General features: G+C 65.5%; 21 protein-coding genes and 1 pseudogene. 14 read left to right on the top strand and 8 right to left on the bottom strand.

What is annotated here, in order from left to right; translation table 11 throughout:
- Positions 1-202 precede the first annotated feature (202 nt).
- Entirely contained in the window at positions 203-991 is a 789-nt protein-coding gene (locus ACVJ5M_RS20375) for an SDR family NAD(P)-dependent oxidoreductase (protein ID WP_354099936.1), read from the top strand.
- Between the two features lie 188 nt (positions 992-1179).
- On the opposite strand, the gene ACVJ5M_RS20380 is transcribed toward ACVJ5M_RS20375, so the two are convergent.
- On the bottom strand, positions 1180-2193 hold the full coding sequence (locus ACVJ5M_RS20380) for a zinc-binding alcohol dehydrogenase family protein (RefSeq protein WP_283016849.1): 1014 nt from the start codon (positions 2191-2193) through the stop codon (positions 1180-1182).
- Between the two features lie 134 nt (positions 2194-2327).
- Between ACVJ5M_RS20380 and ACVJ5M_RS20385 the strand changes: the two genes are divergently transcribed.
- Positions 2328-2711 carry a winged helix-turn-helix transcriptional regulator gene (locus tag ACVJ5M_RS20385; protein WP_354099937.1) on the top strand — a complete coding sequence of 128 codons (384 nt, stop codon included), beginning with the start codon at positions 2328-2330 and terminating at the stop codon, positions 2709-2711.
- A gap of 41 nt (positions 2712-2752) precedes the next feature.
- Here ACVJ5M_RS20385 and ACVJ5M_RS20390 read toward each other — a convergent pair whose 3' ends face one another.
- Complete coding sequence (locus ACVJ5M_RS20390) at positions 2753-4384, bottom strand: OprO/OprP family phosphate-selective porin (RefSeq protein ID WP_354099938.1); 1632 nt, start codon at positions 4382-4384, stop codon at positions 2753-2755.
- A gap of 313 nt (positions 4385-4697) precedes the next feature.
- Between ACVJ5M_RS20390 and ACVJ5M_RS20395 the strand changes: the two genes are divergently transcribed.
- From ACVJ5M_RS20395 to ACVJ5M_RS20405, 3 genes are read left to right on the top strand one after another with little or no spacing between them, the layout of a single operon-like run.
- Positions 4698-6104 carry a DegQ family serine endoprotease gene (locus ACVJ5M_RS20395; protein ID WP_354099939.1) on the top strand — a complete coding sequence of 469 codons (1407 nt, stop codon included), beginning with the start codon at positions 4698-4700 and terminating at the stop codon, positions 6102-6104.
- Positions 6101-7438: a replication-associated recombination protein A gene (locus ACVJ5M_RS20400; protein ID WP_028151184.1), complete on the top strand. Its 1338-nt coding sequence runs from the start codon at positions 6101-6103 to the stop codon at positions 7436-7438. The genes ACVJ5M_RS20395 and ACVJ5M_RS20400 overlap by 4 nt, the downstream gene beginning before the upstream one ends.
- Before the next feature lie 52 nt (positions 7439-7490).
- Positions 7491-8705, top strand: coding sequence for an RluA family pseudouridine synthase (locus tag ACVJ5M_RS20405; RefSeq protein ID WP_354099940.1), 1215 nt, complete (start codon positions 7491-7493; stop codon positions 8703-8705).
- A gap of 197 nt (positions 8706-8902) precedes the next feature.
- Here ACVJ5M_RS20405 and ACVJ5M_RS20410 read toward each other — a convergent pair whose 3' ends face one another.
- Positions 8903-9349: a hypothetical protein gene (locus ACVJ5M_RS20410; protein WP_354099941.1), complete on the bottom strand. Its 447-nt coding sequence runs from the start codon at positions 9347-9349 to the stop codon at positions 8903-8905.
- A gap of 68 nt (positions 9350-9417) precedes the next feature.
- Between ACVJ5M_RS20410 and ACVJ5M_RS20415 the strand changes: the two genes are divergently transcribed.
- From ACVJ5M_RS20415 to ACVJ5M_RS20435, 5 genes and pseudogenes are all read left to right on the top strand, one after another.
- Positions 9418-10212, top strand: coding sequence for an ATP12 family chaperone protein (locus tag ACVJ5M_RS20415; RefSeq protein WP_354099942.1), 795 nt, complete (start codon positions 9418-9420; stop codon positions 10210-10212).
- A gap of 56 nt (positions 10213-10268) precedes the next feature.
- Positions 10269-11861 carry a flagellar hook-length control protein FliK gene (locus tag ACVJ5M_RS20420; protein ID WP_354099943.1) on the top strand — a complete coding sequence of 531 codons (1593 nt, stop codon included), beginning with the start codon at positions 10269-10271 and terminating at the stop codon, positions 11859-11861.
- Positions 11858-12121 (top strand): EscU/YscU/HrcU family type III secretion system export apparatus switch protein, encoded by a 264-nt coding sequence (locus tag ACVJ5M_RS20425; RefSeq protein ID WP_028151179.1) that lies wholly within the window; start codon positions 11858-11860, stop codon positions 12119-12121. The genes ACVJ5M_RS20420 and ACVJ5M_RS20425 overlap by 4 nt, the downstream gene beginning before the upstream one ends.
- Before the next feature lie 88 nt (positions 12122-12209).
- Positions 12210-13068: pseudogene (locus ACVJ5M_RS20430) on the top strand (penicillin-binding transpeptidase domain-containing protein).
- A gap of 63 nt (positions 13069-13131) precedes the next feature.
- The gene (locus ACVJ5M_RS20435) at positions 13132-13788 is read left to right on the top strand and encodes a carboxymuconolactone decarboxylase family protein (RefSeq protein ID WP_354099944.1); all 657 of its coding nucleotides are present in this window, start codon (positions 13132-13134) and stop codon (positions 13786-13788) included.
- A 191-nt stretch (positions 13789-13979) separates the two neighbouring features.
- Here ACVJ5M_RS20435 and ACVJ5M_RS20440 read toward each other — a convergent pair whose 3' ends face one another.
- The 3 genes from ACVJ5M_RS20440 to ACVJ5M_RS20450 all read right to left on the bottom strand — a co-directional run bounded on the left by ACVJ5M_RS20440 (position 13980) and on the right by ACVJ5M_RS20450 (position 16187).
- The gene (locus ACVJ5M_RS20440) at positions 13980-14972 is read right to left on the bottom strand and encodes a dienelactone hydrolase family protein (protein WP_456679380.1); all 993 of its coding nucleotides are present in this window, start codon (positions 14970-14972) and stop codon (positions 13980-13982) included.
- A 73-nt stretch (positions 14973-15045) separates the two neighbouring features.
- Positions 15046-15639, bottom strand: a complete 594-nt coding sequence (locus tag ACVJ5M_RS20445; protein ID WP_354099946.1) for a hypothetical protein — start codon at positions 15637-15639, stop codon at positions 15046-15048.
- A 143-nt stretch (positions 15640-15782) separates the two neighbouring features.
- Positions 15783-16187: a DUF4260 domain-containing protein gene (locus ACVJ5M_RS20450; protein ID WP_354099947.1), complete on the bottom strand. Its 405-nt coding sequence runs from the start codon at positions 16185-16187 to the stop codon at positions 15783-15785.
- A 149-nt stretch (positions 16188-16336) separates the two neighbouring features.
- Here ACVJ5M_RS20450 and ACVJ5M_RS20455 point away from each other — a divergent pair, with 149 nt between their 5' ends.
- Positions 16337-17869 (top strand): acyl-CoA carboxylase subunit beta, encoded by a 1533-nt coding sequence (locus ACVJ5M_RS20455; protein ID WP_247301730.1) that lies wholly within the window; start codon positions 16337-16339, stop codon positions 17867-17869.
- A gap of 65 nt (positions 17870-17934) precedes the next feature.
- A complete protein-coding gene (locus tag ACVJ5M_RS20460; protein WP_354099983.1) occupies positions 17935-18282 on the top strand; it encodes a hypothetical protein in 348 nt (115 codons plus the stop codon).
- Positions 18283-18387: 105 nt separating this feature from the next.
- On the opposite strand, the gene ACVJ5M_RS20465 is transcribed toward ACVJ5M_RS20460, so the two are convergent.
- The gene (locus ACVJ5M_RS20465) at positions 18388-19044 is read right to left on the bottom strand and encodes a glutathione S-transferase family protein (protein WP_354099948.1); all 657 of its coding nucleotides are present in this window, start codon (positions 19042-19044) and stop codon (positions 18388-18390) included.
- Positions 19045-19240: 196 nt separating this feature from the next.
- Entirely contained in the window at positions 19241-21199 is a 1959-nt protein-coding gene (locus tag ACVJ5M_RS20470; protein WP_354099949.1) for an alpha/beta hydrolase domain-containing protein, read from the bottom strand.
- Between the two features lie 106 nt (positions 21200-21305).
- Here ACVJ5M_RS20470 and ACVJ5M_RS20475 point away from each other — a divergent pair, with 106 nt between their 5' ends.
- Together ACVJ5M_RS20475 and ACVJ5M_RS20480 are read left to right on the top strand one after the other, a co-directional pair.
- Positions 21306-21635 (top strand): hypothetical protein, encoded by a 330-nt coding sequence (locus ACVJ5M_RS20475; protein ID WP_071912884.1) that lies wholly within the window; start codon positions 21306-21308, stop codon positions 21633-21635.
- Between the two features lie 134 nt (positions 21636-21769).
- Positions 21770-22051 (top strand): hypothetical protein, encoded by a 282-nt coding sequence (locus ACVJ5M_RS20480; protein WP_028154910.1) that lies wholly within the window; start codon positions 21770-21772, stop codon positions 22049-22051.
- Positions 22052-22150: the final 99 nt, after the last annotated feature.

The raw sequence follows: 22150 nt of genomic DNA on the forward strand, positions 1-22150 counted from the left end.
GGTGGGCAAAGGTGCGCTCTTCGCGTGCCGTGCCCACCATTTCGCTTTCAACTCGTGTCGAAAAAATGGGCACGCTTCCGCCTTCGCTCTTCGATCTGCGGCGGACAAGTCGCTTTGTCTCACCCTACGATTTCGCACTTGTGGCGATTGAAGCGGCGTGCGCTGGACACGATATCCGCTTCAGCAACAATGGAGATGATTCATGAAGATCGACCTTTCCGGAAAGACCGCCCTCGTGACCGGCTCCACCGCCGGCATCGGCCACGCCATCGCAAAAGGTCTCGCCGCGTCCGGCGCGAGCGTGGTCATCAACGGTCGCGGCCAGGACAAGGTCGATGCCGCCGTGCGCAAGCTGGAAGGGGCGGGCCTTAAGGTCCGCGGCATCGCCGCCGACGTCTCGACCGCAGCGGGCTGCAAGGCGCTTGTGGCGGCGCTGCCGGAGGTCGACATCCTCATCAACAACGCCGGCATCTTCGAGCCAAAAGACTTCTTCGAGATCCCTGACGAGGACTGGAGCCGCTTCTTCGAGGTCAACGTCATGAGCGGCGTGCGGCTGTCGCGCGCCTATATGAAGGGCATGCTCAAGCGCAACTGGGGCCGCATCGTCTTCATCTCATCGGAGTCCGGGCTCAACATTCCCGTCGAGATGATCCACTACGGCATGAGCAAGACGGCCCAGCTCTCGGTCGCCCGCGGCCTCGCGCAGCTCACCCGCGGCACCGGCGTCACCGTTAATTCCGTGCTGCCGGGTCCGACCATGTCGGAAGGCGTCGAGACCTTCGTGAAGGATCTCGCCAAGCAGAATGGCCAGTCGGTCGATGAGGCCGCGGCCAATTTCGTCAAGCAGCACCGCCCGAGCTCGCTGATCCAGCGCTTCGCCAGCGTCGACGAAATCGCCAACATGGTGGTCTATGTCGCGTCGAAGGAAGCGTCCGCGACCAACGGTGCGGCGCTGCGCGCGGAAGGCGGTATCGTTAACACGATCGCCTGAGACTACGCGAAGGCGTGGCACCGGAAGCGTGGCACCGTATGGTGGGCAAAGCGACTTGTCCGCCGTAGCTCGAAGAGCGAAGGCGGAAGCGTGCCCACCACTTTTGTCGCACCCGTTGCGAGATGGTGGGCACGGCGCGAGCGCGCCTTTGCCCACCCTACGCAGCCACGCACCAACGTTGCGGCTGCCTACCACCCCTCGAGCACGATCTTCCCGCGCGACTTGCCGCTTTCGAGCAGCGCATGCGCGCGCTTGAGGTTGGCCGCGTTGATCGTGCCAAAGGTCTGGTCGAGCGTGGTGCGCAGCACGCCCTTGTCGATGAGGTCGGAGACGTCGTTGAGCAGATGATGCTGCGCGATCATGTCGGGCGTCTGGAAAGAGGAGCGCGTGAACATCGATTCCCAGTGTACCGAGATCGCCTTGCCCTTGAAGGTGCTCACGGCGAACTCCGGGGGATCGTCGATCAGGCCGAACCGGCCCTGCGGCGCCATGAACTCGGCGATCGCCTTGTAGTGCTGGTCGGTGAAGGTCAGGCTCGCCACCAGCGCGACCGGCGGCAGCCTCAAGCTCTCGATCTGCTCCTTCATCGGCTTGCCGTGGTCGATCACCGCATGCGCGCCGAGATCGAGGCACCATTTTTGTGACTCCGGCCGCGTCGCCGTCGCGAGCACCGTGAGGCCCGTGAGGCGTCGCGCGAGCTGGATCAGGATCGAGCCGACGCCACCGGCGCCGCCCGTGATCAACAGCGTGCGCGGATCGACGCTCTTGCCGGGCACGGCGCCGAGCCGGTCGAACAGCAGTTCCCAGGCGGTGATGGAGGTGAGGGGAAGGGCTGCTCCTTGCGCGAACGACAGGCTCTTCGGCTTGTTGCCGACGATGCGCTCGTCGACCAGGTGGAATTCGGAATTGGTGCCCTGGCGCAGGATCGAGCCGGCGTAAAACACCTCGTCGCCCGGCTTGAACAGCGTGACGTCCGGACCCACGGCATCGACGATTCCGGCCGCGTCATAGCCAAGAATCTTCGTCTCGCCCTCGGGCGGGGCGGCACGCTTGCGTACCTTGTAATCGACCGGGTTCGCCGAGATGGCCTTCACGGCGACGCGGATATCGCGCCCCTTGGGCTCGGGCTTTGCGGTCTCGAAATCGATCAGCGCGTCCTGATCCTCGATCGGAAGCGATTTTTTGTAGCCGACGGCCTTCATGGCTTGTCTCCATCAAATGGCGCGTAGCTTGTGATCTGCGCCTGACCCCGCTAACTGTCCCGCTAGCCCCGATTTGGCAAGTACTGTAAATTCGGGGATATAGTCCCTGTTTGGATACTATTGGGAAAATACGCATGAAGCGGCGAGATTTTACCCGGCGTCCCGGCTGCTCGGTCGAGGCGACGCTGGACCTGATCGACGGCAAGTGGAAGGGCGTGATCCTCTACCATCTCCAGGACGGCACCCAGCGCTTCGGCGAACTGCGCCGCCGGATGCCCGGCATCACCCAGCGCATGCTGACAAAGCAGCTTCGTGCGCTGGAGGAGGACAAGCTCGTCATCCGCAAGGTCTATGCCGAGGTGCCGCCGCGCGTGGAGTATTGCCTGTCCGAGCTCGGCGAGAGCCTGCGGCCGGTGATCGATATTTTGAAGGCCTGGGGCGAGAGCCATCAGCAACGGCTGTCCTGCGCGCCGCCGCCCGCAGCGGAGCCGGTCAAGAAGCCGAAGCGCGCAGCGTAACTCTCCGGGAGCGGACTGTGCCGCTCCCGGAAGAGATTGCATCAGAACGCAAACTGCGTGCGCAACGCGACCGCATCGAACTTCGAGCCGGTGTCCGCCGCCGACACCGCCGAGGCCTGCTTCGACACCGTGCCATGCAGATAGTCGAGCATGAAGCGCACATTGCCGTTGACGTACCAGTTGAGCGCCAGCGTGTAGACGGTTTGCCGCCCGCCGGCGATGCCGGCGGCGGTCGCCAACTGATCGTTCAGATCTATGGTCGAGTAGCGACCGGCGATCTCCCAGGCACCCCAGCCGCCGCCGTTGATCGAGAACGGATTGTTCGGCTTGACGCCGCCATAGGCCGCGTTGCTCGGATTGTACTTGCGCGATTCACCGGTCAGGACATAGGCCGCCTGTGCGTAGCCGCCCTGGAATTTGAGGCTCGACGTACCGATGGGCGCCACCGCGGTGTTCGCACCGCGATCGATGTTGAACCAGTAGTATTCGCCCTGGACCCAGAGCGGTCCATAGGTGGCCGCGGCTTCCACGCCATAGACCTGCGCGCCCGACACATTTGCAATCGCACCGGTCGAGATCAGCGTCGTGGGATCGATGCGCAGCTCGGGACGATCGCTGAGCGTGAGCGTTTGCGTGTTCGCGAGCAGATTGCGCGGCGGCTGGATCAGCCATTCCGCGTCGGCGCCGAGATGCACGGAGTAGTCGTTGCCGCTCACGACCTGACCCGCAACGCGGGCGGTCGCGCCGTATTGCTCGCTGGTCCCGGGAGGTGACACGCTCGAGGCCGAGTGAATGGCACCCGAGGTCGGGCCGGTCACGTAAGCGCCGGCCCAGAACACGTCATTGTACCAGCGGGCACCGGCGGCGGAACGGAAGTCGCCGGCGGCGATATTTTGCGCGATGATGCCGACCGAGGCGCGTTCCATGAAGGCAATGTCGTTGGAACTCGTGGATTCATCCAGGGTCCAGGCAAGGTCCATGATGCCGGCTTCGATTGCCATCTTGCCGCCGAACGGCTTCAGCCCCGTGTAGCTCACCCAAGCATTCTCGATGCCGGAGGTGCCTCCGCCCGGCAGGAAGCCGACAGGGGTCGCGCCGGCGGCGCCCGTGCCGCCAAATCCGTCGGACGAGCCTCCGAAATCGTAGATCAGCGCGAAATTCCAGTCTTCGAGGAATTTGCCGACGACACCGATGCGCGCGCGACGCACGTTTTCGCCGCTGTCCAGCTTTTGCGGCACAGTTGCCGCCGTGTTGGGACGATAGTCATAGCCGCCCATATCGTAGTGCACGCGACCGGTGATCGCGACGCAGTTCGCCCCGTCGGCGGTGCAGATGGTCGGCCGGTTGTTCGGCATCGTCACGACGGCGCCGGACGCGGGCGCCGGTCCCTTGAGCGGGATCGCCGCGCTGGCATTGGCCACGACCGCCTTCGCCTCCGAGCGCGCTTCGGCCTTGGCCTCTGCCTTTGCTTCGACTTTGGCCTTCGCCGTGGCCGCCGTGTTGGCGGCGGTCTGGCTCTGGAGCTTGTCGAGCTTCTGCTCCAGCATCTTCAATTGCTGCTTCAGCAGTGCGATCTCCTGATCGCTGCTGCTTGCCGTTTGGGCCTGGGCCTGCGAGGCCGCCAGCGCACCGGCGAGACCAATCGCGGTGGCTGCAAGTCTTGTCCTGCTCACATCATGACTCCATCGTTTGACGAACTTCCCCAAGTCGCAACGGGAGAGCCTAGGTATGAACGATGACTGCCCCGCGACGCTGCGCCCGGTTGCGCGGTTCCCACTGATGCCAATTCGCCGCAACCGAATCCGCTCGACACCACAATGGTGGATGACGCGCATCATGCCAATCCACCGCCCAGGTAAATTGTCATTTCGCATGCGGGACTTGCAAGGCGGACACACCGGAAAGGCGGCTGAATAATGCCCCCTGGCGCCCTTCTATTGGCGGGCGAACGCGCCTATATTCCGGCGTCTTTTCCGAGAGGTAGGAATGTTTCGATCGACCCGGACCGCCGTCATCACGGCATTGTGCATAGCGTTTTCAGCCCACCTCAATCCGGCCGCCGCGCAGGACCGTCGTGTCCCGTCCTCGCCCGCCGAGCTGCGGCTGTCCTATGCGCCGATCGTGCAGCGGGTGCAGCCGGCCGTCGTCAACGTCTACGCCGGCAAGGTGGTGCAGAACCGCAATCCGCTGCTGGACGACCCGATCTTCCGCCGCTTCTTCGGCGTACCGGGCCAGCAGCCCGAGCAGATGCAGCGCTCGCTGGGCTCCGGTGTCATCGTCGATGCCTCCGGCCTCGTCGTCACCAACGTCCACGTCATCGAGGGCGCGGACCAGGTGAAAGTATCGCTGTCGGACAAGCGGGAATTCGAGGCCGAGATCCTGCTGAAGGATCCGCGCACCGATCTCGCCGTGCTGCGCCTGAAGGACACCAAGGAAAAGTTTCCGACCCTGGACTTCACCAATTCCGACGAGCTGCTGGTTGGCGACGTCGTGCTCGCGATCGGCAATCCCTTCGGCGTCGGCCAGACCGTGACCCACGGCATCATCTCGGCGCTCGCGCGCACCCAAGTCGGCATCACCGACTACCAGTTCTTCATCCAGACCGATGCGGCCATCAATCCCGGCAATTCCGGCGGCGCGCTGGTCGATATGAGCGGAAAGCTCGCCGGCATCAATACCGCGATCTATTCGCGCTCCGGCGGCTCGCAAGGCATCGGCTTTGCGATCCCCGCCAACATGGTGCGCGTCGTCGTGGCCTCCGCCAAGAGCGGCGGCAAGGCGGTGAAGCGGCCGTGGCTAGGGGCAAAATTGCAGGCGGTGACGCCCGAGATCGCCGAGAGCCTCGGCCTGCGTTCGCCGACCGGCGCGCTGGTCGCAAGCGTGGTCTCGACCGGCCCTGCGGCCAAGGCCGGCCTGAAATCCTCCGACCTCATCACCGGGATCGACGGCCAGACCGTGGATGATCCCAACGCCTTCGATTACCGTTTCGCCACGCGTCCGCTCGGCGGCACGGCGCAGATCGACGTGCAGCGCGGCGGTAAGCCACTCAAGGTCACGATCTCGCTCGAGACCGCACCCGACTCCGGCCGCAACGAACTCGTCGTCACCGCGCGCTCGCCGTTCCAGGGCGCGAAGGTCTCGTCCATCACGCCGGCGGTTGCCGACGAGCTGCATCTGGACGCCGACACCGAAGGCGTCGTGATCACCGATCTCGGCGGCGACAGCGCGGCTGCGAGTGTCGGCTTCCAGAAGGGCGACATCATCCTCGCCGTCAACAACCAGAAGATCGGCAGGACTGCCGACCTCGAAAAGGCGGCGGGCGAACGGCCGCGGATCTGGCGCATCACGCTGGTGCGTGGCGGCCAGCAGATCAACGTCACGCTGGGCGGATGAGCCCGAAGCGACCACAGGAGACGCCAACTCTCTTCGCCGCGGCGGGGCTCGACCACGAGGCTCCGCATCCGCTGCCGGACCGGCTGCGCCCGCGCGCGCTGTCGGAGGTCGTTGGCCAGGACCATATCCTCGGTCCCGACGGTGCGCTGACGCGCATGCTGGAGACGCGCACGCTCGGCTCGCTGGTGTTCTGGGGCCCGCCCGGCACCGGCAAGACCACGGTGGCGCGGCTGCTGGCGGATGCGACGGATCTGCATTTCGAGCAGATCTCCGCGGTGTTCTCCGGCGTCGCCGATCTGAAGAAGGCGTTTGACGCCGCACGCGCCCGCCGCGAGATGGGCAAGGGCACGCTGTTGTTCGTCGACGAGGTGCATCGCTTCAATCGCGCCCAGCAGGATTCGTTTCTGCCCGTCATGGAAGACGGCACCGTCGTGATGGTCGGCGCGACCACCGAAAACCCGTCCTTTGAGCTCAACGCGGCGTTGCTCTCTCGCGCGCGCGTGCTGGTGTTTCGCTCGCTCGATGCCGCCGCGATCGAAAAACTGTTCGCGCATGCCGAAGAGGTCGAGGGCCGCAAGCTGCCGCTCGATGACGAGGCGCGCGCTGTGCTGGTGCGCATGGCCGACGGCGACGGCCGGGCCTCGCTGACGCTTGTCGAGGAGGTCTGGCGTTCGGCGCGGGCGGACGAGATTTTCAACGCGGCGCAGTTGCAGGAGATCCTGCAGCGCCGCGCGCCGATCTACGACAAGTCGGCCGACGGTCACTACAACCTGATCTCGGCGCTGCATAAGTCGGTGCGGGGCTCCGACCCCGACGCCGCGCTGTATTACCTCGCGCGCATGCTCGATGCCGGCGAGGACCCGCTGTTCCTGGCCCGCCGCGTCGTACGCATGGCGGTCGAGGACATCGGCCTTGCCGATCCGCAGGCGCTCGTCATTGCCAACGCGGCCAAGGACGCCTTCGACTTCCTCGGCCATCCCGAGGGCGAGCTCGCGATCGCGCAAGCCGTCGTCTATCTCGCCACCGCGCCGAAATCGAATGCCGTCTACACGGCTTTCAAGGCCGCGATGCAGGTCGCAAAACAGGCCGGCTCGCTGCTACCGCCAAAGCACATCCTCAATTCCCCGACCAAGCTGATGAAGTCGGAGGGCTACGGCGCGGCCTACGAATACGACCACGACGCCCCCGACGCCTTCTCCGGCCAGGACTACTTTCCGGAAGCCCTGGGCCGCCAGACCTTCTACGACCCGCCCGAGCGCGGTTTTGAGCGCGAGATCCGCAAGCGGCTGGATTACTGGGCCAAGCTGCGGAAGGAGCGGGGAGGCTCGCGCTAGAAGCGGCCATTTCGCCGTGACGGGAGCCGGCTTTTAGGGTACGCAGGCAACCATGAGCCGCCGCATCAAGAGAATGAACCCAAAGCCCCGCTCGCGTGACGAGCGCGACGATTCGCGTCCGTTCAAGGCGCGCACTGCGAAGAAGGCGGGACCACGGCCGGGTGGCAAGCCGGGTGCGAAGCCGCCGCGCTTTGCGGCGGAGCGTGCTGAGCGGCGGCCGCCCAAGGCTGCGCCCGAAGCGCCTGCGCCGGCAAAGCCCGTCGAGGCGCTGCTGCCGACGAAGGTGCAGACCGTCAAGGTGACGGCTGACGAGAACAACATGCGCGTCGATCGTTTCCTGGAAGCGCGCTTTCCCGGCCTGTCGTTCTCCCACATCCAGCGCGTCGTCCGCAAAGGCGAGCTGCGCGTGGACGGCAAGCGTGTCGACAGCAAGGATCGGCTGGAGGAGGGCCAGAGCGTCCGCATTCCGCCGTTGAAGCTCGACACGCCGAAGGCCGCCGGTGAGCTGTCGGAAGGTGCCCAAAAGACGCTTCAGGCGCTCAAAGAGATGACGATCTACGAGGACGACGACGTCCTCGTCCTGAACAAGCCTCTCGGCCTCGCCGTGCAGGGTGGCTCGGGCATGACACGGCACATCGACCAGATGCTGGAGGTGATGCGCGATTCCAAGGGTCAGAAGCCGCGCCTGGTGCACCGCATCGACCGGGAGACCTCGGGTTGTCTCCTGATCGCCAAGACGCGGTTTGCCGCCTCGCATCTGACCGGCGCGTTCCGTTCGCGGTCCGCGCGAAAAACCTATTGGGCGCTGGTGCCGGGTCTGCCGAAGCCGAAGCAGGGCCGCATCTCGACCTTCCTCGCGAAGGAAGAGAGCGAGGACGACACCATCATGCGCATCGCCCAGCATGGCGACGAAGGTGCCAGCCACGCGGTGACGTATTATGCGGTGGTCGAGACCGCCGGCAACAAGCTGACCTGGGTGTCGCTGAAGCCGGTGACGGGCCGCACCCACCAGCTGCGCGCCCACATGGAGCATATCGGCCACCCCATCGTCGGCGATCCCAAATATTTCAACATCGAGAACTGGCAGCTGCCGGGCGGCTTGCAAAACCGGCTGCATCTGCTGGCGCGCCGCATCGTCATTCCGCATCCCCGCGGCGGCGTGATCGACGCCACCGCGCCATTGCCGCCGCACATGCAGCAGTCGTGGAATCTGCTCGGGCTCGATGCGAGCCGGTTTGATCCGATCGAGAACGCGCCGGAAGAGTAGGGATTGGACGTGCCGGCTGCGGCAGTTGCGCGACCGAGTAAGCCACATTCTCCGGTGTCATCGCCCGCCTTGTGCACAATTGCGCACTGGGGCGGGCGATCCAGTACTCCGAGACGGCCGCGGTTGAATCGATAGGCCGCGGCGTACTGGATGCCCCGCCTTCGCGGGGCATGACAGCTGTGAGTCGAACAACCCCCTCACTTCCGAAACTGCTCCAGAAACATCCGCAGACTGTCATGCGGGCTCTCGACATCCGTGATCAGCCAGCCTTCGGGTCCGTTGACCAGGACGAAGTTCAGCGTGACCTTCCGTCCGCGATTGTCGAAATTCGCCGCGACATAGGTCTTGTCGTATTGCCTGCGGACGACCGCGATCGCGACCGGGCCGAGCTTCCAGCTCGGACTCTGCACCAGGAAGTCGTAGGGCTCGACCCTCGGCGCGCTCCAGGCCTTGCGCAGGCTGGGGTCGAAGAATTGCCGGGCGGAGGCGGCATCGCGCGGCAGGCCTTTTGACAGTTCCGGCGCCCCATCGCCGTAATGCGCGTAGACATTGCGGACCAGCGATTCCGGGGTGCGGAAACCGGCGTCCGCCGCGGCCAGCCAGAGCCCGGCGAGTAGGGCCGCAATGCCCGCAAGTTCCCTCATGCCTTGCCGCTCGCTTTATCAGCCGCCGGTCTTGGCTTACAGCATTCAGAGACCGGGGCCGAAACGAGATGCGCGAATTGTTCGATGAGGTTGCGGGGCGGTCCCCGCTCGATCCGCAGGAGGCGGTGCGCCAGGCCGCGCGTACGCCGCAGCGCAAGCGCTTCTACAAGGAGGCGGGCGTGGCCGAGGCCGAGGGCGGCCTCGCCATCACGCTGGACGGCAGGCCGATCCGGACGCCATCGGCCCGGCAGGTGGTGATCCCGTCGCGCGCGCTGGCCGATGCTGTGGCCGCGGAATGGGCGGCCCAGGGCGAGACGATTAATCCAGTGACCATGCCGCTGACGCGGATCGCCAACAGCGTCGTCGAGGGTGTCATCGATCGCGTCGAGCTCGTCAGCGCCGACCTTGCAAAATACTTCGAGACCGACCTGCTGTTCTATCGCGCCGGCCACCCCGAAGGGCTGGTCGCCCGCGAGGCCACGCATTGGGATCCCGTGCTGTTCTGGGCCGCGGAGACGCTGGGCGCGCATTTCATCCTGTCCGAAGGCATCATGCATGTGAAGCAGCCGGACGAGGCCGTTCAGGCCGCCCGCGCGGCGCTGCCCGGTGATCCCTGGTCGATCGCGGCGCTCCACGTGGTGACGACCCTGACCGGTTCGGCGCTGCTGGCGCTGGCGCTCGCCCATGGCGTGCGCGATGCCGGCCAGGTCTGGGCCGCCGCCCATGTCGACGAGGACTGGAACGCCGAGAAATGGGGCGTGGACGAGGAGGCAGCTGCCCGCCGCGCCGCCCGCCTGAAGGATTTTCAGGCCGCCGTGGCGGTTCTGGCGGCCGTGAAGCCGCAAGCGGACAAAGGTCCTTAACGAGAGGTTTACGAGGGCGGCCTTAGGGTGGGGCCAGCGTTCCCTGGGCCCCTGAAATGCCAACGCCGATAAGCTCGATCGTTCCGGTCAGTGCCGCCAGCCCCGTGGCTGATGCGGCGACGCCCGATCTTGTGCTCCAGGCCGGCAGCGTCGTGGACGCAAGGGTCGTCAGCGTGATGGCCGACAATCTGGTGCGGATCGCGATCGCCAATCTGTCGATGGATGTGATGTCCCAGGTGTCGCTGACGCCGGGGCAAAATCTCCAGCTCGCAGTGTCGCAGAACGACGGCACCATCAGGCTCGCCATCATGAACGGGGCAGGCGAGCCGACGGCGGACCAGATCACGCTGACGCCGCGGGCGGCGTCACTCGTGGACAGCCCGTCGCTGGCGCCATCTGCGACCACCGCACGCAACACGCTGACGCCGTTGGAGCAGGTCGCCGTCACCGTGGCTTCGGCCGAGGCGGTCACGAAACAGGGCAGCCAGGCGCCGTTGTTCGCCAATCTCGCCTCCGTCGTCACCGGCAGCGATCTGCCGGCGGGACTGAAGCAGGCGGTGCTGGACGTGCTGGCGCAGCAGACGCCGCTCAACACCGCCCTCGATGGCGGCGATATCGAATCCGCCTTCCAGAAGTCCGGTCTGTTTCTCGAGGCGTCATTGGCCGCAGGCGCAACGCCGTCCTCCGGCACAATGCCGGACCTGAAGGCCGCGCTGCTGGTGCTGCGCCAGACATTGGCCACGCTCGAGACCGCCGCGCCACAGGCGCAAGGCGCCGCGATCGCTACGGCGGGGACACCGCAGGTCGCCGCCGTGCCGGGTCAGGCTGCATCGCCGTCAACCGAGCTCGATATGGCCCAGCAGCCGCAGATGCCGCGCAGCGCCAATCTCGCGGCCGCTGTGCTCGCCGACATCGCCGGCGGCGCTCCGCAGGCCGCGATGCCGCGAACCATGTCCGCCGGCCTTGCCGCGGCCCTGCTTCAGGAGGTCACGCAAAACCTGCCGCGCCTGATCGGCAACGTGCCCGGCTCCAACAAGGCCGTGCCCGACGGCCATCTCTTCGAGGCCGCCGCGCGCGCGACACCGCCGCCGTTCCGCGGCGCGCTGCCGGCGCCGCAGGCGATCGCATCGCCATCGCTCGCGCCGGATACGCCGCTCTCCGCAACGGTGCACCGCCTGCTCGACGACACCGATGCCGCGATCGCGCGGCAGACCTTGTTGCAGGTCGCCTCGCTGCCCGATCGCACAGATGCCTCTGGCCATCGCATCGATCCGACCGTGCCGCAGTGGAATTTCGAGATTCCCTTTGCAACGCCGCAGGGCACCGCGATGGCGCAGTTCGAGATCTCGCGCGACGGCGGCAACGAATCCGCCGATCCCGCCAAGCGCGCCTGGCGCGCGCGCTTCACGCTCAATGTCGAGCCGGCCGGCCCCGTGCATGCCCTGATCACGCTCAACGGCGACAAGACTTTTGTGCGGATGTGGGCGGAGCGGCCCGCGACCGCGCAGCAGCTCCGCGCCGGCATCGGCGAGCTCAATCAGGCCCTGACGCGCGCCGAGCTCAAGCCCGGCGACATCCTGGTGCGCGACGGCGCGCCACCGCAGCCGGCGCCGACCCGCGCCGGCCACTTCCTGGATCGCGCCACATGAGCGATCCATCCAAGCTCGCCATTGCGCTGCATTACGAGAAGGGCAGCAACGCGCCCGTCGTCGTCGCCAAGGGCAAGGGCACGATCGGCGAAAAGATCGTCGAGATCGCCAAAGCCAACGACATCCCGATCGAGGAGAACGAGATCTTGGCCGGCGCGCTATCCAAGGTCGAGCTCGGCGAGGAGATCCCGCCCGACCTCTACAAGGCCGTCGCCGAAGTGCTGGTGTTCGTGCTGCGGCTGTCGGGCCGGGGGCGGTAGAGCATGATCCGGAAAAGTGTGCAGCGGTTTTCCGACAAGATCGTGCTCAAGAAATAACCTGTCATCGTTTCACCACGATAGCGGCCGCATGGTCGCGGCCATCTTCATTGCTCAACGGATACCGCTCTTGCTGACCCGCCGTTCCACTCTGGGCCTTCTTGCCGCAGCTGCCACCATGCCGCAGCGCGCGTTCGGCCACGTCGCGCCGCCGCGCAACGAGATTCGCGACAGCCTGGCAAAACGCTTCACCGACCTCGGCACATCAGGCACCTTCGTCGGCTACAAGGTCGAGGACTATCTGATCGTCGCCAGCGACAAGGACCGCTCCGGCGAAGCAAAGCTGCCGGCCTCGACCTTCAAGATCCCGAACTCGCTGATTGCGCTGGAGACCGGCGTCGTCACAGATCCCGACAAGGACGTATTCCCCTGGGACGGCGTGAAGCGGCCGATCGAGGCCTGGAACAAGGACCACACGATGCGCAGCGCCATCGCGGTCAGCGCCGTGCCGGTCTATCAGGAGATCGCGCGCCGGATCGGGCAAGAGCGGATGCAAAAGTACGTCGATCTGTTCGACTACGGCAATCGCGATATCGGCGGCGGCATCGACCAGTTCTGGCTCACCGGCAATTTGCGCATTGACCCGGTCGAGCAGATCGATTTCGTCGACCGGCTGCGCCGCCGCGCGCTGCCGATCAGCAAGCGCAGCCAGGACCTCGTCGCCGACATCCTGCCGGTGACCAAGGTCGGCGACAGCGTCATCCGCGCCAAATCCGGCTTGCTCGGCGCCGAGCGCGGCGAGCCGTCGCTTGGCTGGATGGTCGGCTGGGCCGAGAAGGGCGAGGCGCACACCGTGTTCGCGCTCAACATGGACTGCAAGGAGCCGCGTCTCGTCGGCGAGCACATGCCGTTGACGCAAGCCTGCCTTGCCCGAGATCGGCGCGATCTAGCTGGCGCGTACGAACCTGCTAGCATCCTTCCGACCAAACAAAAGAAAAGGTCGGGAGGATAAAATGAATTCAACGCCACTCTGGCTGTCGTCGCTCACGTTGGCCGCCGCCGGCGGCTGGCTCGCAGCCACGATGTTTGCCGCACCCGCCACCAGCAAGGAGCCGCGCTTTCCGCAGCTCACCATGGACCAGCTCGACGCCAAGCAGAAGCCGCTCGGCGAGCAGATCATGAAGGTGTCGAGCGTCGGCATCGGCGGTCCCTACAATCCGATGATCCGCAGCCCGGTGCTCGGCCAGCGACTGTTCGACCTGTTCTACTATCTGCGCTGGGAAACCTCGGTCCCGACCAAGCTGAACGAGTTCGCGATCCTGATCATCGGGCGGCAGTGGCGCTCGCAGGTGGAATGGTTCGCGCATGCGCCGCTGGCGGCCAAGGCCGGCCTGTCGGCGGATATCATCGCGGAGCTGAAGGCCAACAAGCGGCCGTCGAAAATGGCCGAGGACGAGGCCATGGTCTACGACTTCGTCACCGAGATCACCACGGCCAAGAAAGTTTCCGACGAGACCTACGCGCGGGCGAAGAAGGTGTTCAACGATCAGCAGATCGTCGATCTCACCGCGGTTGCCGGCAATTACGTGATGGTTGCGATGCTGCTGGCGATGGCCGAAGAGACGGTGCCGCCGGACAAGCAGGAGCCGTTCAAGCCGGGCAAGCCGTAAGGGCTCGTCGTCGCGAGGAGCTCACGACAAATTGCGATACCGTAGGGTGGGCAAAGGCGCGCAGCGCCGTGCCCACCATCTCTCCATACGGTGATCTATAGGTCGGTGGGCACGCTTCCGCCTTCGCTCTTCGAGCTACGGCGGACAAGTCGCTTTGCCCACCCTACGGCATCGGCGCAAGCTGAGCAGTCTCACCCCAGCTTGAACAGCGCCTGCAAGAACTCCACCACCGCCTTGCGCGACTCCGCGGCGGTCGTGGGATTGCCACCGACATGCGGGTTGAGCTCGACGCAGGCATCCTTGTAGGTGAACGGCGCGTTGGTATCGCCGTTCATCAGCACGCCGCCGTCGCCTTCCTTGATACGGCAGTTGCGCACGGTCTGCGCGTTGGCCGACACCGCAACGGCGCTGACGCCGAGCAGGCCGCTGTCGAAGCCGTGCGCGCTGTCGGGGTATTCGGTCAGCACCACATCGCGCCCGGCCGTCTTGAGCCGTCCGACGAACGCCTTGCAGCTCGTCACGGGATTGTAGTCGTCGGGCGTGCCATGGAAGATGCGGATCGGGCGTGCGGCGACGTCGCCGTCGCTTTGATACGTCGTAGAGCAATCCGGATAGAAGGGAATGTAAGCCGCGAACTGCACGAAGGACTTGTTCCAGAGCTTGTTGAAGCGATCGAGGCTCGCATAGAGCGTCGCCTGTCCTCCGCGCGAGAAGCCCATCAGCACGATGCGGTCAGGATCGACGCGGGGATGCTTCGCAAGAATCTCCAGTGAGCGGTAGATGTCGACGATCAGGTTGAGCCGGCCGAGCAGGGCCTGGTTCGGCCCCACCACCGTCAGCCCGCGGCCGGTAAAACCGTCGATCACGAAGGTCGAGATGCCCATGGCGTTGAACGCGTGCACCCAGGCCTCGGTGGTGGCGCCGACGCCGCTCGAGCCGTGCATCAGCACCACGACGGGAAGTTTGCCGGTGCCCTGGGCGACGCGGAATTCGCCGGCGACCGTCACCGGCTTGCCGGCCGCCGCATCGCCGCTGAGGAATTGCTGGTCGGAGAGGGTGAGCGAGGGGATCGGGTAGATCTCGGCGCGGGTGGCGACTTCCTTCGGCAGGGATTGCGCGTTGGCGCTACCGGCGAACAGTGTTGAAATGCAGAGCGCCATAGCGACGCGGAATGCCGTCGGCATCGTGATCCTCCCCTATGATTTTCATGGAGTAGAACAACCGGTCTGCGCACTGTCAATTTGATGCGCGACGACCTCAGGCCTTATCCGCCTTCTTCGCCATCAGCGCCTGGTCGATCGCAAAGCCGCCGATCTCGCTCATCGCTTCCGAGATCACGTCGCCCTTGCGGGCAAAACCCGCGGAGAGGACATCGAACTGCGTCCGTGCCAGACGCAGCACCTCGAGCGGCACCGAGACCACGGTCTCGTTGAAGCTGTCGACGGAGGCGCGCAAGCCGTCGAGCTCGGTGGTGAGCTTGCCGATATGGCTTTCCGCATCCTGCATCAGGCCGAGCAGCTTGCCGCGCTCGGCGTCGAACGCCGCGCGCTCGGCCGCCGCGGCCGCGGTTACCTCGGCGAGCTGAGTCCCCAGCGCCGCGATCTGGCTGACCATGGCTTCAGAGGCGAGCGCGGTCGCCTCGCGCAGGTCTACAAGGCGCTTGTTCTCTTCCTGTTGCTCGTGAAACAGCCGTTCGGCCGACATCGCCCGTTGCTTGAGTGATTCGATCAGCGCGGCCGCGCGCAGCAGCATCTCGCCGTTGCGCCCCGACACCATGCTGGCCATCCGCCGCAGGAAGTCGGTGGTTTCGGACGATGAGTTCGGCGGCAGAGGGACGACCGTGGCGGACATGGGTGATGCTTGCAGCCAGACGTGGTGACCGCCGCCGTACCGACTGAGCTCACGCAACATTCGGCGCCTGATCGTGAAGGGAGCAAGCCTGAATCGGCCGGCCCGGTCAACCGGTGGGGGCCGACAAAACGACGGCAATCCCCTCAGGCGTCTTTCTGGCGGCCGATCCGCCCGAGATGGGTGAAGCCGAACCCGGCCGAATATTTCAGGCCGTAGCCGAGCGCCCGGTCGATGCCGATATGGGCGAGCCAGATCATGGCGATGGACAGCGTGAGCGGCGAGGCGAAGCCGAAGCCCAGCGTCAGCAGCGCCACCGGCGCCATGTAGCTGTGGGCGGCATTGTAGACCAGCGCCCCGAATCTGGCGTCGGCGAGGTACGCTAGGAAGCTCAGATCGGGGACGAAGAAGAGCAGGGCGAACACCAGCCACGAGCCGCCCCAGGAGGCGTAGAGCATCACCATGCCCGTGAACAGGGTCAGGCCTTCCAGCCGCAGCAGGATATTGACGCCGCCGGTCGCCGCGCCGGTCTCGGCCGTTGTTTCATCCATCGTCGTCTCCCAGGCAAAACTCTGTAATTCCTTGCGCTTTCCCGCTGCGGCAAGGCAGCCCTGCGGCGCCGAAAGCGGCTTCCCGGCCCGCAAAATGCCGTGTTAGAACCCCCGACAATCGCATTTAGGCTAAGAACTGGCGGGAGCAAATGAAGAATATCCTGGACGCCCTTGAAGATCGTCGCGCCGGCGCAAAGCTCGGCGGCGGGGAGAAGCGCATCGAGGCGCAGCACGCCCGCGGCAAGCTGACCGCGCGCGAGCGCATTGAGCTCCTGCTCGACAAGGGATCGTTCGAGGAGTTCGACATGTTCGTCGAGCACCGCTCCACCGAGTTCGGTATGGAGAAGAACAAGATCCCCGGCGACGGCGTCGTCACCGGTTGGGGCACCGTCAACGGCCGCAAGACGTTTGTCTTCGCGAAAGACTTCACGGTGTTCGGCGGCTCGCTGTCGGAGACCCATGCGCTGAAGATCACGAAACTTCAGGACATGGCGATGAAGGCGCGGGCGCCCATCATCGGCCTCTATGACGCGGGCGGCGCCCGCATCCAGGAGGGCGTCGCGGCGCTCGCCGGCTATTCCTATGTGTTCCGCCGCAACGTGCTCGCCTCGGGCGTGATCCCGCAGATCTCCGTCATCATGGGCCCCTGCGCCGGCGGCGACGTCTATTCGCCTGCGATGACCGACTTCATCTTCATGGTGAAGAACACCAGCTATATGTTCGTCACCGGCCCCGACGTGGTGAAGACCGTCACCAACGAGGTCGTCACGGCGGAAGAGCTCGGCGGTGCCTCGGTGCACGCCACGCGCTCCTCGATTGCGGACGGCGCTTTCGAGAACGACGTCGAGACGCTCTTGCAGATGCGTCGCCTGATCGACTTCCTGCCGTCCAACAACACCGATGGCGTGCCGGAATGGCCGAGCTTTGACGACATCGGCCGGGTCGACATGTCCCTGGACACGCTGATCCCCGACAATCCGAACAAGCCCTACGACATGAAGGAGCTGATCCTGAAGGTCGTGGACGAGGGCGATTTCTTCGAGATCGCGGATGCCTTCGCCAAGAACATCGTCACCGGCTTTGGCCGCATCGCCGGCCGCACCGTCGGTTTCGTCGCCAACCAGCCGATGGTGCTGGCCGGCGTGCTCGACAGCGACGCCTCGCGCAAGGCCGCGCGCTTCGTCCGTTTCTGCGATGCCTTCAACATCCCGATCGTCACCTTCGTCGACGTGCCAGGCTTCCTGCCGGGCACCGCGCAGGAATATGGCGGCCTGATCAAGCACGGCGCAAAGCTGCTGTTCGCCTACTCGCAGTGCACCGTGCCGCTGGTCACCATCATCACCCGCAAGGCCTATGGCGGCGCCTTCGACGTCATGGCCTCCAAGGAGATCGGCGCCGACATGAACTACGCCTGGCCGACCGCCCAGATCGCGGTGATGGGCGCCAAGGGCGCGGTCGAGATCATCTTCCGCAGTGACATCGGCGACCCCGACAAGATCTCCGCGCGCACCAAGGAATACGAAGACCGCTTCCTGTCCCCCTTCATCGCTGCCGAGCGCGGCTACATCGACGACGTCATCATGCCGCACTCGACCCGTAAGCGGATCGCCCGGGCGTTGGCGATGCTGAAGGACAAGAAGGTGGAAACGCCGGCGAAGAAGCACGACAATTTGCCGTTGTGACGACAAGTAGCCCGGATGGAGCGTAGCGAAATCCGGGTTTTTAACCCAAGTGCCGCATGTCGCTGATGACCGAAGACGATTCGACCGACGAGATTTCAGACATTGAGGCGCGGATCGAGCGGCTGGCCGAGATCGCCGAGCGATGCCGGAAGTACATTCTGGCATCCAAAATCGCGATTGGCGGCGGCGGCGCGCTGTTGTTGATCACGATCCTTGGGTTGTTCGGGACAGGTCTGACTGCGGCGCTCGGATCGATCGCCTTGGTGCTAGGCGGGATCGTGTCGCTCGGTTCGAACATCAGCACGTTGCAGCAAACCGAGAGCGCCATCGGTGCAGCCGAGGCGCTTCGCGCGCAACTGATCGGCAGGATCGATCTTCGCGTGGTTGAGGACACGCCGCTGAAATTGGTGTGAGGCGAAGTTCGTAGGGTGGGTTAGCCCCGCGACTGCGCGAAGCGCAGTTCGCGCGGCGTAACCCACCATCATTGTTGAAACATGCGCTGGCGGATTACGCCTGCGCTAATCCGCCCTGCGTTTGACATCCGCCGCAGCGAAATGCGCCATCTGGTCGGTGCGGGCCTTGGCGAAGGCCGGGCGAGCGATGGCGCGCGCGACGTAGTTGCGACAGGCTGGATGTGCCGCCAACCCGTCGAAGCGATCGACGACGCGCAGCACGTCCGACATCAGGATGTCGGCGACAGAGAAGGAGCCCGCCAGCCATTCGCGGCCGGCCAGCACCGTCTCCATGTGCTTGAGGCGGAGTTTTAGGAAGTCGTCGACGAACTTCACGGCGGGTGAGCCATCGTCACTGCCGGTGAACTTGAACATCGTCCAGGGCAGGGCCGGCATCTCCACCGAATTGAGCGCCGCGAACACCCATTCGACCGTATCGCTGCGGCCGCACGGATCGGTAGGCATCAGCTTCGCACTTAGTTCACCCAGATGCAGCAGGATTGCGCCGCTCTCGAAGATCGAGAGGTCACCATCGGTCAGCCACGGCACCTGGCCGAACGGCTGGTGCGCGAAATGCGCGGCGTCCCTCGGGCCGAACGGCACGCTCGCGACGCGATAGGGCAGTGCGGCCTCTTCGAGCGCCCAGCGTACGCGCAGGTCACGCACGAAACCGCGCGGCATCTCGGGAACCCAGTCGAAGGTGGTGAGGGTGAGGTTGGCCATGCGGTGTCTCCGTGCTGTCTGGGCATAGGACGGATGAGGGGCGGGCGTTCCGACAGCGTGAGACTTTTTTTCTCCGCGGGCAGCGACCATAGGGTGGGCAAAGGCGCGCTTGCGCCGTGCCCACCATCTTTTGGCCGACGATAGAAGTGGTGGGCACGCTCCGCTTTGCCCACCCTACGGGGCCACTGGGCTTCGCTCACTGCCCAAGCTTCGCCAGCTTGCCTTGCTTCGCGGCCTCGACCGCGCGTTCCGCATCCTCCGGCAACAGGATCCGCTCCGCGACCTGCCGCGCCGCCTCGCGCCGCACCGCGGCCACATACGCCCCGTCATCCGCATAGCGCTCCGCGATCGACAGTCGGGGATCATGCACTTCCTTACGCGCAGCCTCGGTCGGCGCGAATGGCACGACCGCGCCTTGCAGCGGATAGAGCGCCGTCGGGCCAAATCCTTGCGCGCGCGGATTCCATGCGGTGTAGGTCGCGCGCGGGACCGCGAGCGCAAGCTGGCGGATACCTGCGATTGCCATGCCGTCATTGTCCGCCTTCGGCACGAACACGGGATAGCGGCCGATCTCCTTGGGCGGCAGCACGCTCTGGTCGGAGAAGGCGGCCAGCGTATGGATTCCGGCATAGGGCAGGCCGGGGATATCCATCGGCACCGCGCCTTGCGCCGGCGCCAGCGTGCCGTGGGCGCGCATGGGGACGCGGCTTGCGGGCGGTTTGATGCCGTCGCTGATCCAGGCGTTGAGGTCGGTGAGCAGCGCGCGCATCGGCCCGCCCGCATGCATCGGGTTCTGCGGCAGCGACATCGCCGGCACGCCCTTGCGCATCACGTCGGAAGCTTCGGCGAAATGCGGCGTGCCTGCGATCATATAGGCGCGGACGTTGTCGGGGAGGTCGAGGTGATTGCCGGCGAGGTCGGTGACCAGCAACGAGGCGTGCGAGGCCCACCATTCGTGCTCGCTGTCGGTCTGCATCACCTTCGGGCACGTCGCCGAGAGCGCGCAGCGGCGGAGCAGGCTGTCGGTCTTGCCGGAATAGGGATCGCTGAGGCTCGCATAGGTGAAGGGGAACAGATCGGCCTGCCACGCCGGATCCTGCGGATGGCGCGGGTTGCGGCCGGGCTGGCCGAAGCGGACGTTGGTCGCCATCCGCCGCGTGCCCGCGACATGCGGCATCAATCCGTCGAACACCGTGCGGCCCTGGAGGTCCTCGTTGAAGCCGAGATAGAGGAAGTCGCGCAGGAAGCGGCCGGATTGCGACACGCCGAAGCCGATCGCGCGGCTGACGGAGGGATGCGGGCCGTTCAGCAGCGGGTTCGCTTGCGTCTCATCGTGGCGGAGAAAGCTGACGACGTCGCGCACGGCGGCATAGCCCATGCCGGGTGGCACAGGATCGCGCGCGGTGTAGGTGATCTCGTAGAGCGCGCCGGCATCAAAACCGTCGGGCCGGGTGATCTCCACCGTCACGGGATCGACGAGCTTTGCGAGGAGGCCGGAAGGCGTCTGCCGCGCATCGACCCAGGCGGCGCGCACGGAGACCTTGAGGTCGGCGGCATCAGTCGCCGGCCAGGTCAGCGTCGCACGCGCGGGATTGGTCGTGTTGTCAAAGACCACCTCTTCGCGCGCGGGCCCGGTGATGGTCTTCAGCACCGGCGCCGTCATCGCCATCTGGCCGGGCTTGGAGGGGATGTCGCCCTGCCAGCCGACCCAGACCATCGTAAAGCCTTGGCGATGCAGGAAGCCGATGCCGGCGTCCTCGGCCTTGTCGGCATTGTTGGCGCCGGGCTGGGCGGAATCATCGAACAATTGTGGCGCCAGCTTGCGGCCGCGATTGGGCACCTCGAGCAGCAGCGTGCCGTTGCCGTGAGTGGGATCGGTGGGCCGCAGGATCACGACGTCGGCGGTGGCTGCCACCTTGCCGTCGGAGCTACGCGGCGCGAGCGCGAGGTCGGTGATGACGGCGTTGCGATCGTCCGACGGGTTGAGCGCGAAGGTCGCACGCGCGGTGATGCGCTCATAGGTGCCGACATCGCCAAAGCTGCGCCCTGCAAAGGCGGGCTCGCGCGCGAGGATGTCGAAGCGGACGATTTCGGCGAGTGAGGCCGTAGGCCACAGGCAGGTGATCGCAACGAGGCCCGTGATGATCCTGCGCATGGCCATTCCTTCCCCCATCGGCGCGATCATGAAGTTCCGTCGCGCGGGTTTTTTGTTGCGGCCACTATAACCGTCTATGCTGCGGCCAAACAACGGGAGGAAACACATGCCTGCTGCCTACTTCGTCGTTCGCGCCACCGTCACCGACGCCAGCAAGCGCGCCGCCTTCGACACATGGTACGAGACCGCGCATGTGCCCGACGCGGTGAAGGCGTTCGGCGTAGCTAAGGCCTGGCGGTTCTGGAGCCTGGACGATCCCTCGCTGCATCAGGCCATGTATCAGTTCGATGACGAGGCCAAGCTGGCTGCGATGCTGAGGGGCGATGCGTTGAAGCAGCTCGTCGCCGATTTCAATCGCGACTGGCCCGACGTGAAGCGCACGCGCGAGACGCTGGTGCTCGCGCAGGAGTTTGCGAAGCAGGACGCCGGAGCGTAGCGCGCACCGAGTCCCGTAGCTCGCTTGTCCCTGACACCCATGTCATGAACCTGAAGATGCGATTCAGCTTTCGTTCATGTCGTGACCACGACACTCCCTCTGCATCACTTGCTCGATAGCCTAGAGGACATGTCATGGAGCGTCGGAACTTTTTGAAACTTGCATTCGGCGTCGCGGCTGGAGCCGCGACGTTGACCGCGACCGCACAAGCTGCGCCGTTGGCGCCGCAGCCGCTCGGTGATCCCGCGCGCGCGCCGCAAGGCAATCCCGACGCTCGTCCCGCCGTCACCACCAGTGAGGAGACCGCGCAGCTCAAGCCCGAGCAGGTGCATTGGCATGGCCATCACCGCCATTGGGGCTGGCGCCGCCGCCACTGGGGTTGGCATCGCCGGCGCTGGCACCGCCACCACTGGTAAGCTCGGCACAAGCCAGGCCTTGAACGGGGATCGCGATTGCGGTCCCCATTTTGATTCGGAGCTGGCGGATGCGACGTCAGGCGTTCAAAACGAAAATGG

The sequence above is a fragment of the Bradyrhizobium sp. S3.7.6 genome (assembly GCF_054061875.1).

Excerpts from the sequence above, each read along its gene's own strand:
- ACVJ5M_RS20395 (WP_354099939.1), top strand. The coding sequence starts at position 4,698 with ATGTTTCGATCGACCCGGACCGCCGTCATCACGGCATTGTGCATAGCG.
- ACVJ5M_RS20420 (WP_354099943.1), top strand. The coding sequence starts at position 10,269 with ATGCCAACGCCGATAAGCTCGATCGTTCCGGTCAGTGCCGCCAGCCCC.
- ACVJ5M_RS20385 (WP_354099937.1), top strand. The coding sequence starts at position 2,328 with ATGAAGCGGCGAGATTTTACCCGGCGTCCCGGCTGCTCGGTCGAGGCG.
- ACVJ5M_RS20465 (WP_354099948.1), bottom strand. The coding sequence starts at position 19,044 with ATGGCCAACCTCACCCTCACCACCTTCGACTGGGTTCCCGAGATGCCG.
- ACVJ5M_RS20425 (WP_028151179.1), top strand. The coding sequence starts at position 11,858 with ATGAGCGATCCATCCAAGCTCGCCATTGCGCTGCATTACGAGAAGGGC.
- ACVJ5M_RS20450 (WP_354099947.1), bottom strand. The coding sequence starts at position 16,187 with ATGGATGAAACAACGGCCGAGACCGGCGCGGCGACCGGCGGCGTCAAT.
- ACVJ5M_RS20445 (WP_354099946.1), bottom strand. The coding sequence starts at position 15,639 with ATGTCCGCCACGGTCGTCCCTCTGCCGCCGAACTCATCGTCCGAAACC.
- ACVJ5M_RS20460 (WP_354099983.1), top strand. The coding sequence starts at position 17,935 with ATGACCGAAGACGATTCGACCGACGAGATTTCAGACATTGAGGCGCGG.
- ACVJ5M_RS20455 (WP_247301730.1), top strand. The coding sequence starts at position 16,337 with ATGAAGAATATCCTGGACGCCCTTGAAGATCGTCGCGCCGGCGCAAAG.
- ACVJ5M_RS20375 (WP_354099936.1), top strand. The coding sequence starts at position 203 with ATGAAGATCGACCTTTCCGGAAAGACCGCCCTCGTGACCGGCTCCACC.
- ACVJ5M_RS20405 (WP_354099940.1), top strand. The coding sequence starts at position 7,491 with ATGAGCCGCCGCATCAAGAGAATGAACCCAAAGCCCCGCTCGCGTGAC.
- ACVJ5M_RS20470 (WP_354099949.1), bottom strand. The coding sequence starts at position 21,199 with ATGCGCAGGATCATCACGGGCCTCGTTGCGATCACCTGCCTGTGGCCT.
- ACVJ5M_RS20380 (WP_283016849.1), bottom strand. The coding sequence starts at position 2,193 with ATGAAGGCCGTCGGCTACAAAAAATCGCTTCCGATCGAGGATCAGGAC.
- ACVJ5M_RS20480 (WP_028154910.1), top strand. The coding sequence starts at position 21,770 with ATGGAGCGTCGGAACTTTTTGAAACTTGCATTCGGCGTCGCGGCTGGA.
- ACVJ5M_RS20435 (WP_354099944.1), top strand. The coding sequence starts at position 13,132 with ATGAATTCAACGCCACTCTGGCTGTCGTCGCTCACGTTGGCCGCCGCC.
- ACVJ5M_RS20410 (WP_354099941.1), bottom strand. The coding sequence starts at position 9,349 with ATGAGGGAACTTGCGGGCATTGCGGCCCTACTCGCCGGGCTCTGGCTG.
- ACVJ5M_RS20415 (WP_354099942.1), top strand. The coding sequence starts at position 9,418 with ATGCGCGAATTGTTCGATGAGGTTGCGGGGCGGTCCCCGCTCGATCCG.
- ACVJ5M_RS20400 (WP_028151184.1), top strand. The coding sequence starts at position 6,101 with ATGAGCCCGAAGCGACCACAGGAGACGCCAACTCTCTTCGCCGCGGCG.
- ACVJ5M_RS20475 (WP_071912884.1), top strand. The coding sequence starts at position 21,306 with ATGCCTGCTGCCTACTTCGTCGTTCGCGCCACCGTCACCGACGCCAGC.
- ACVJ5M_RS20440 (WP_456679380.1), bottom strand. The coding sequence starts at position 14,972 with ATGCCGACGGCATTCCGCGTCGCTATGGCGCTCTGCATTTCAACACTG.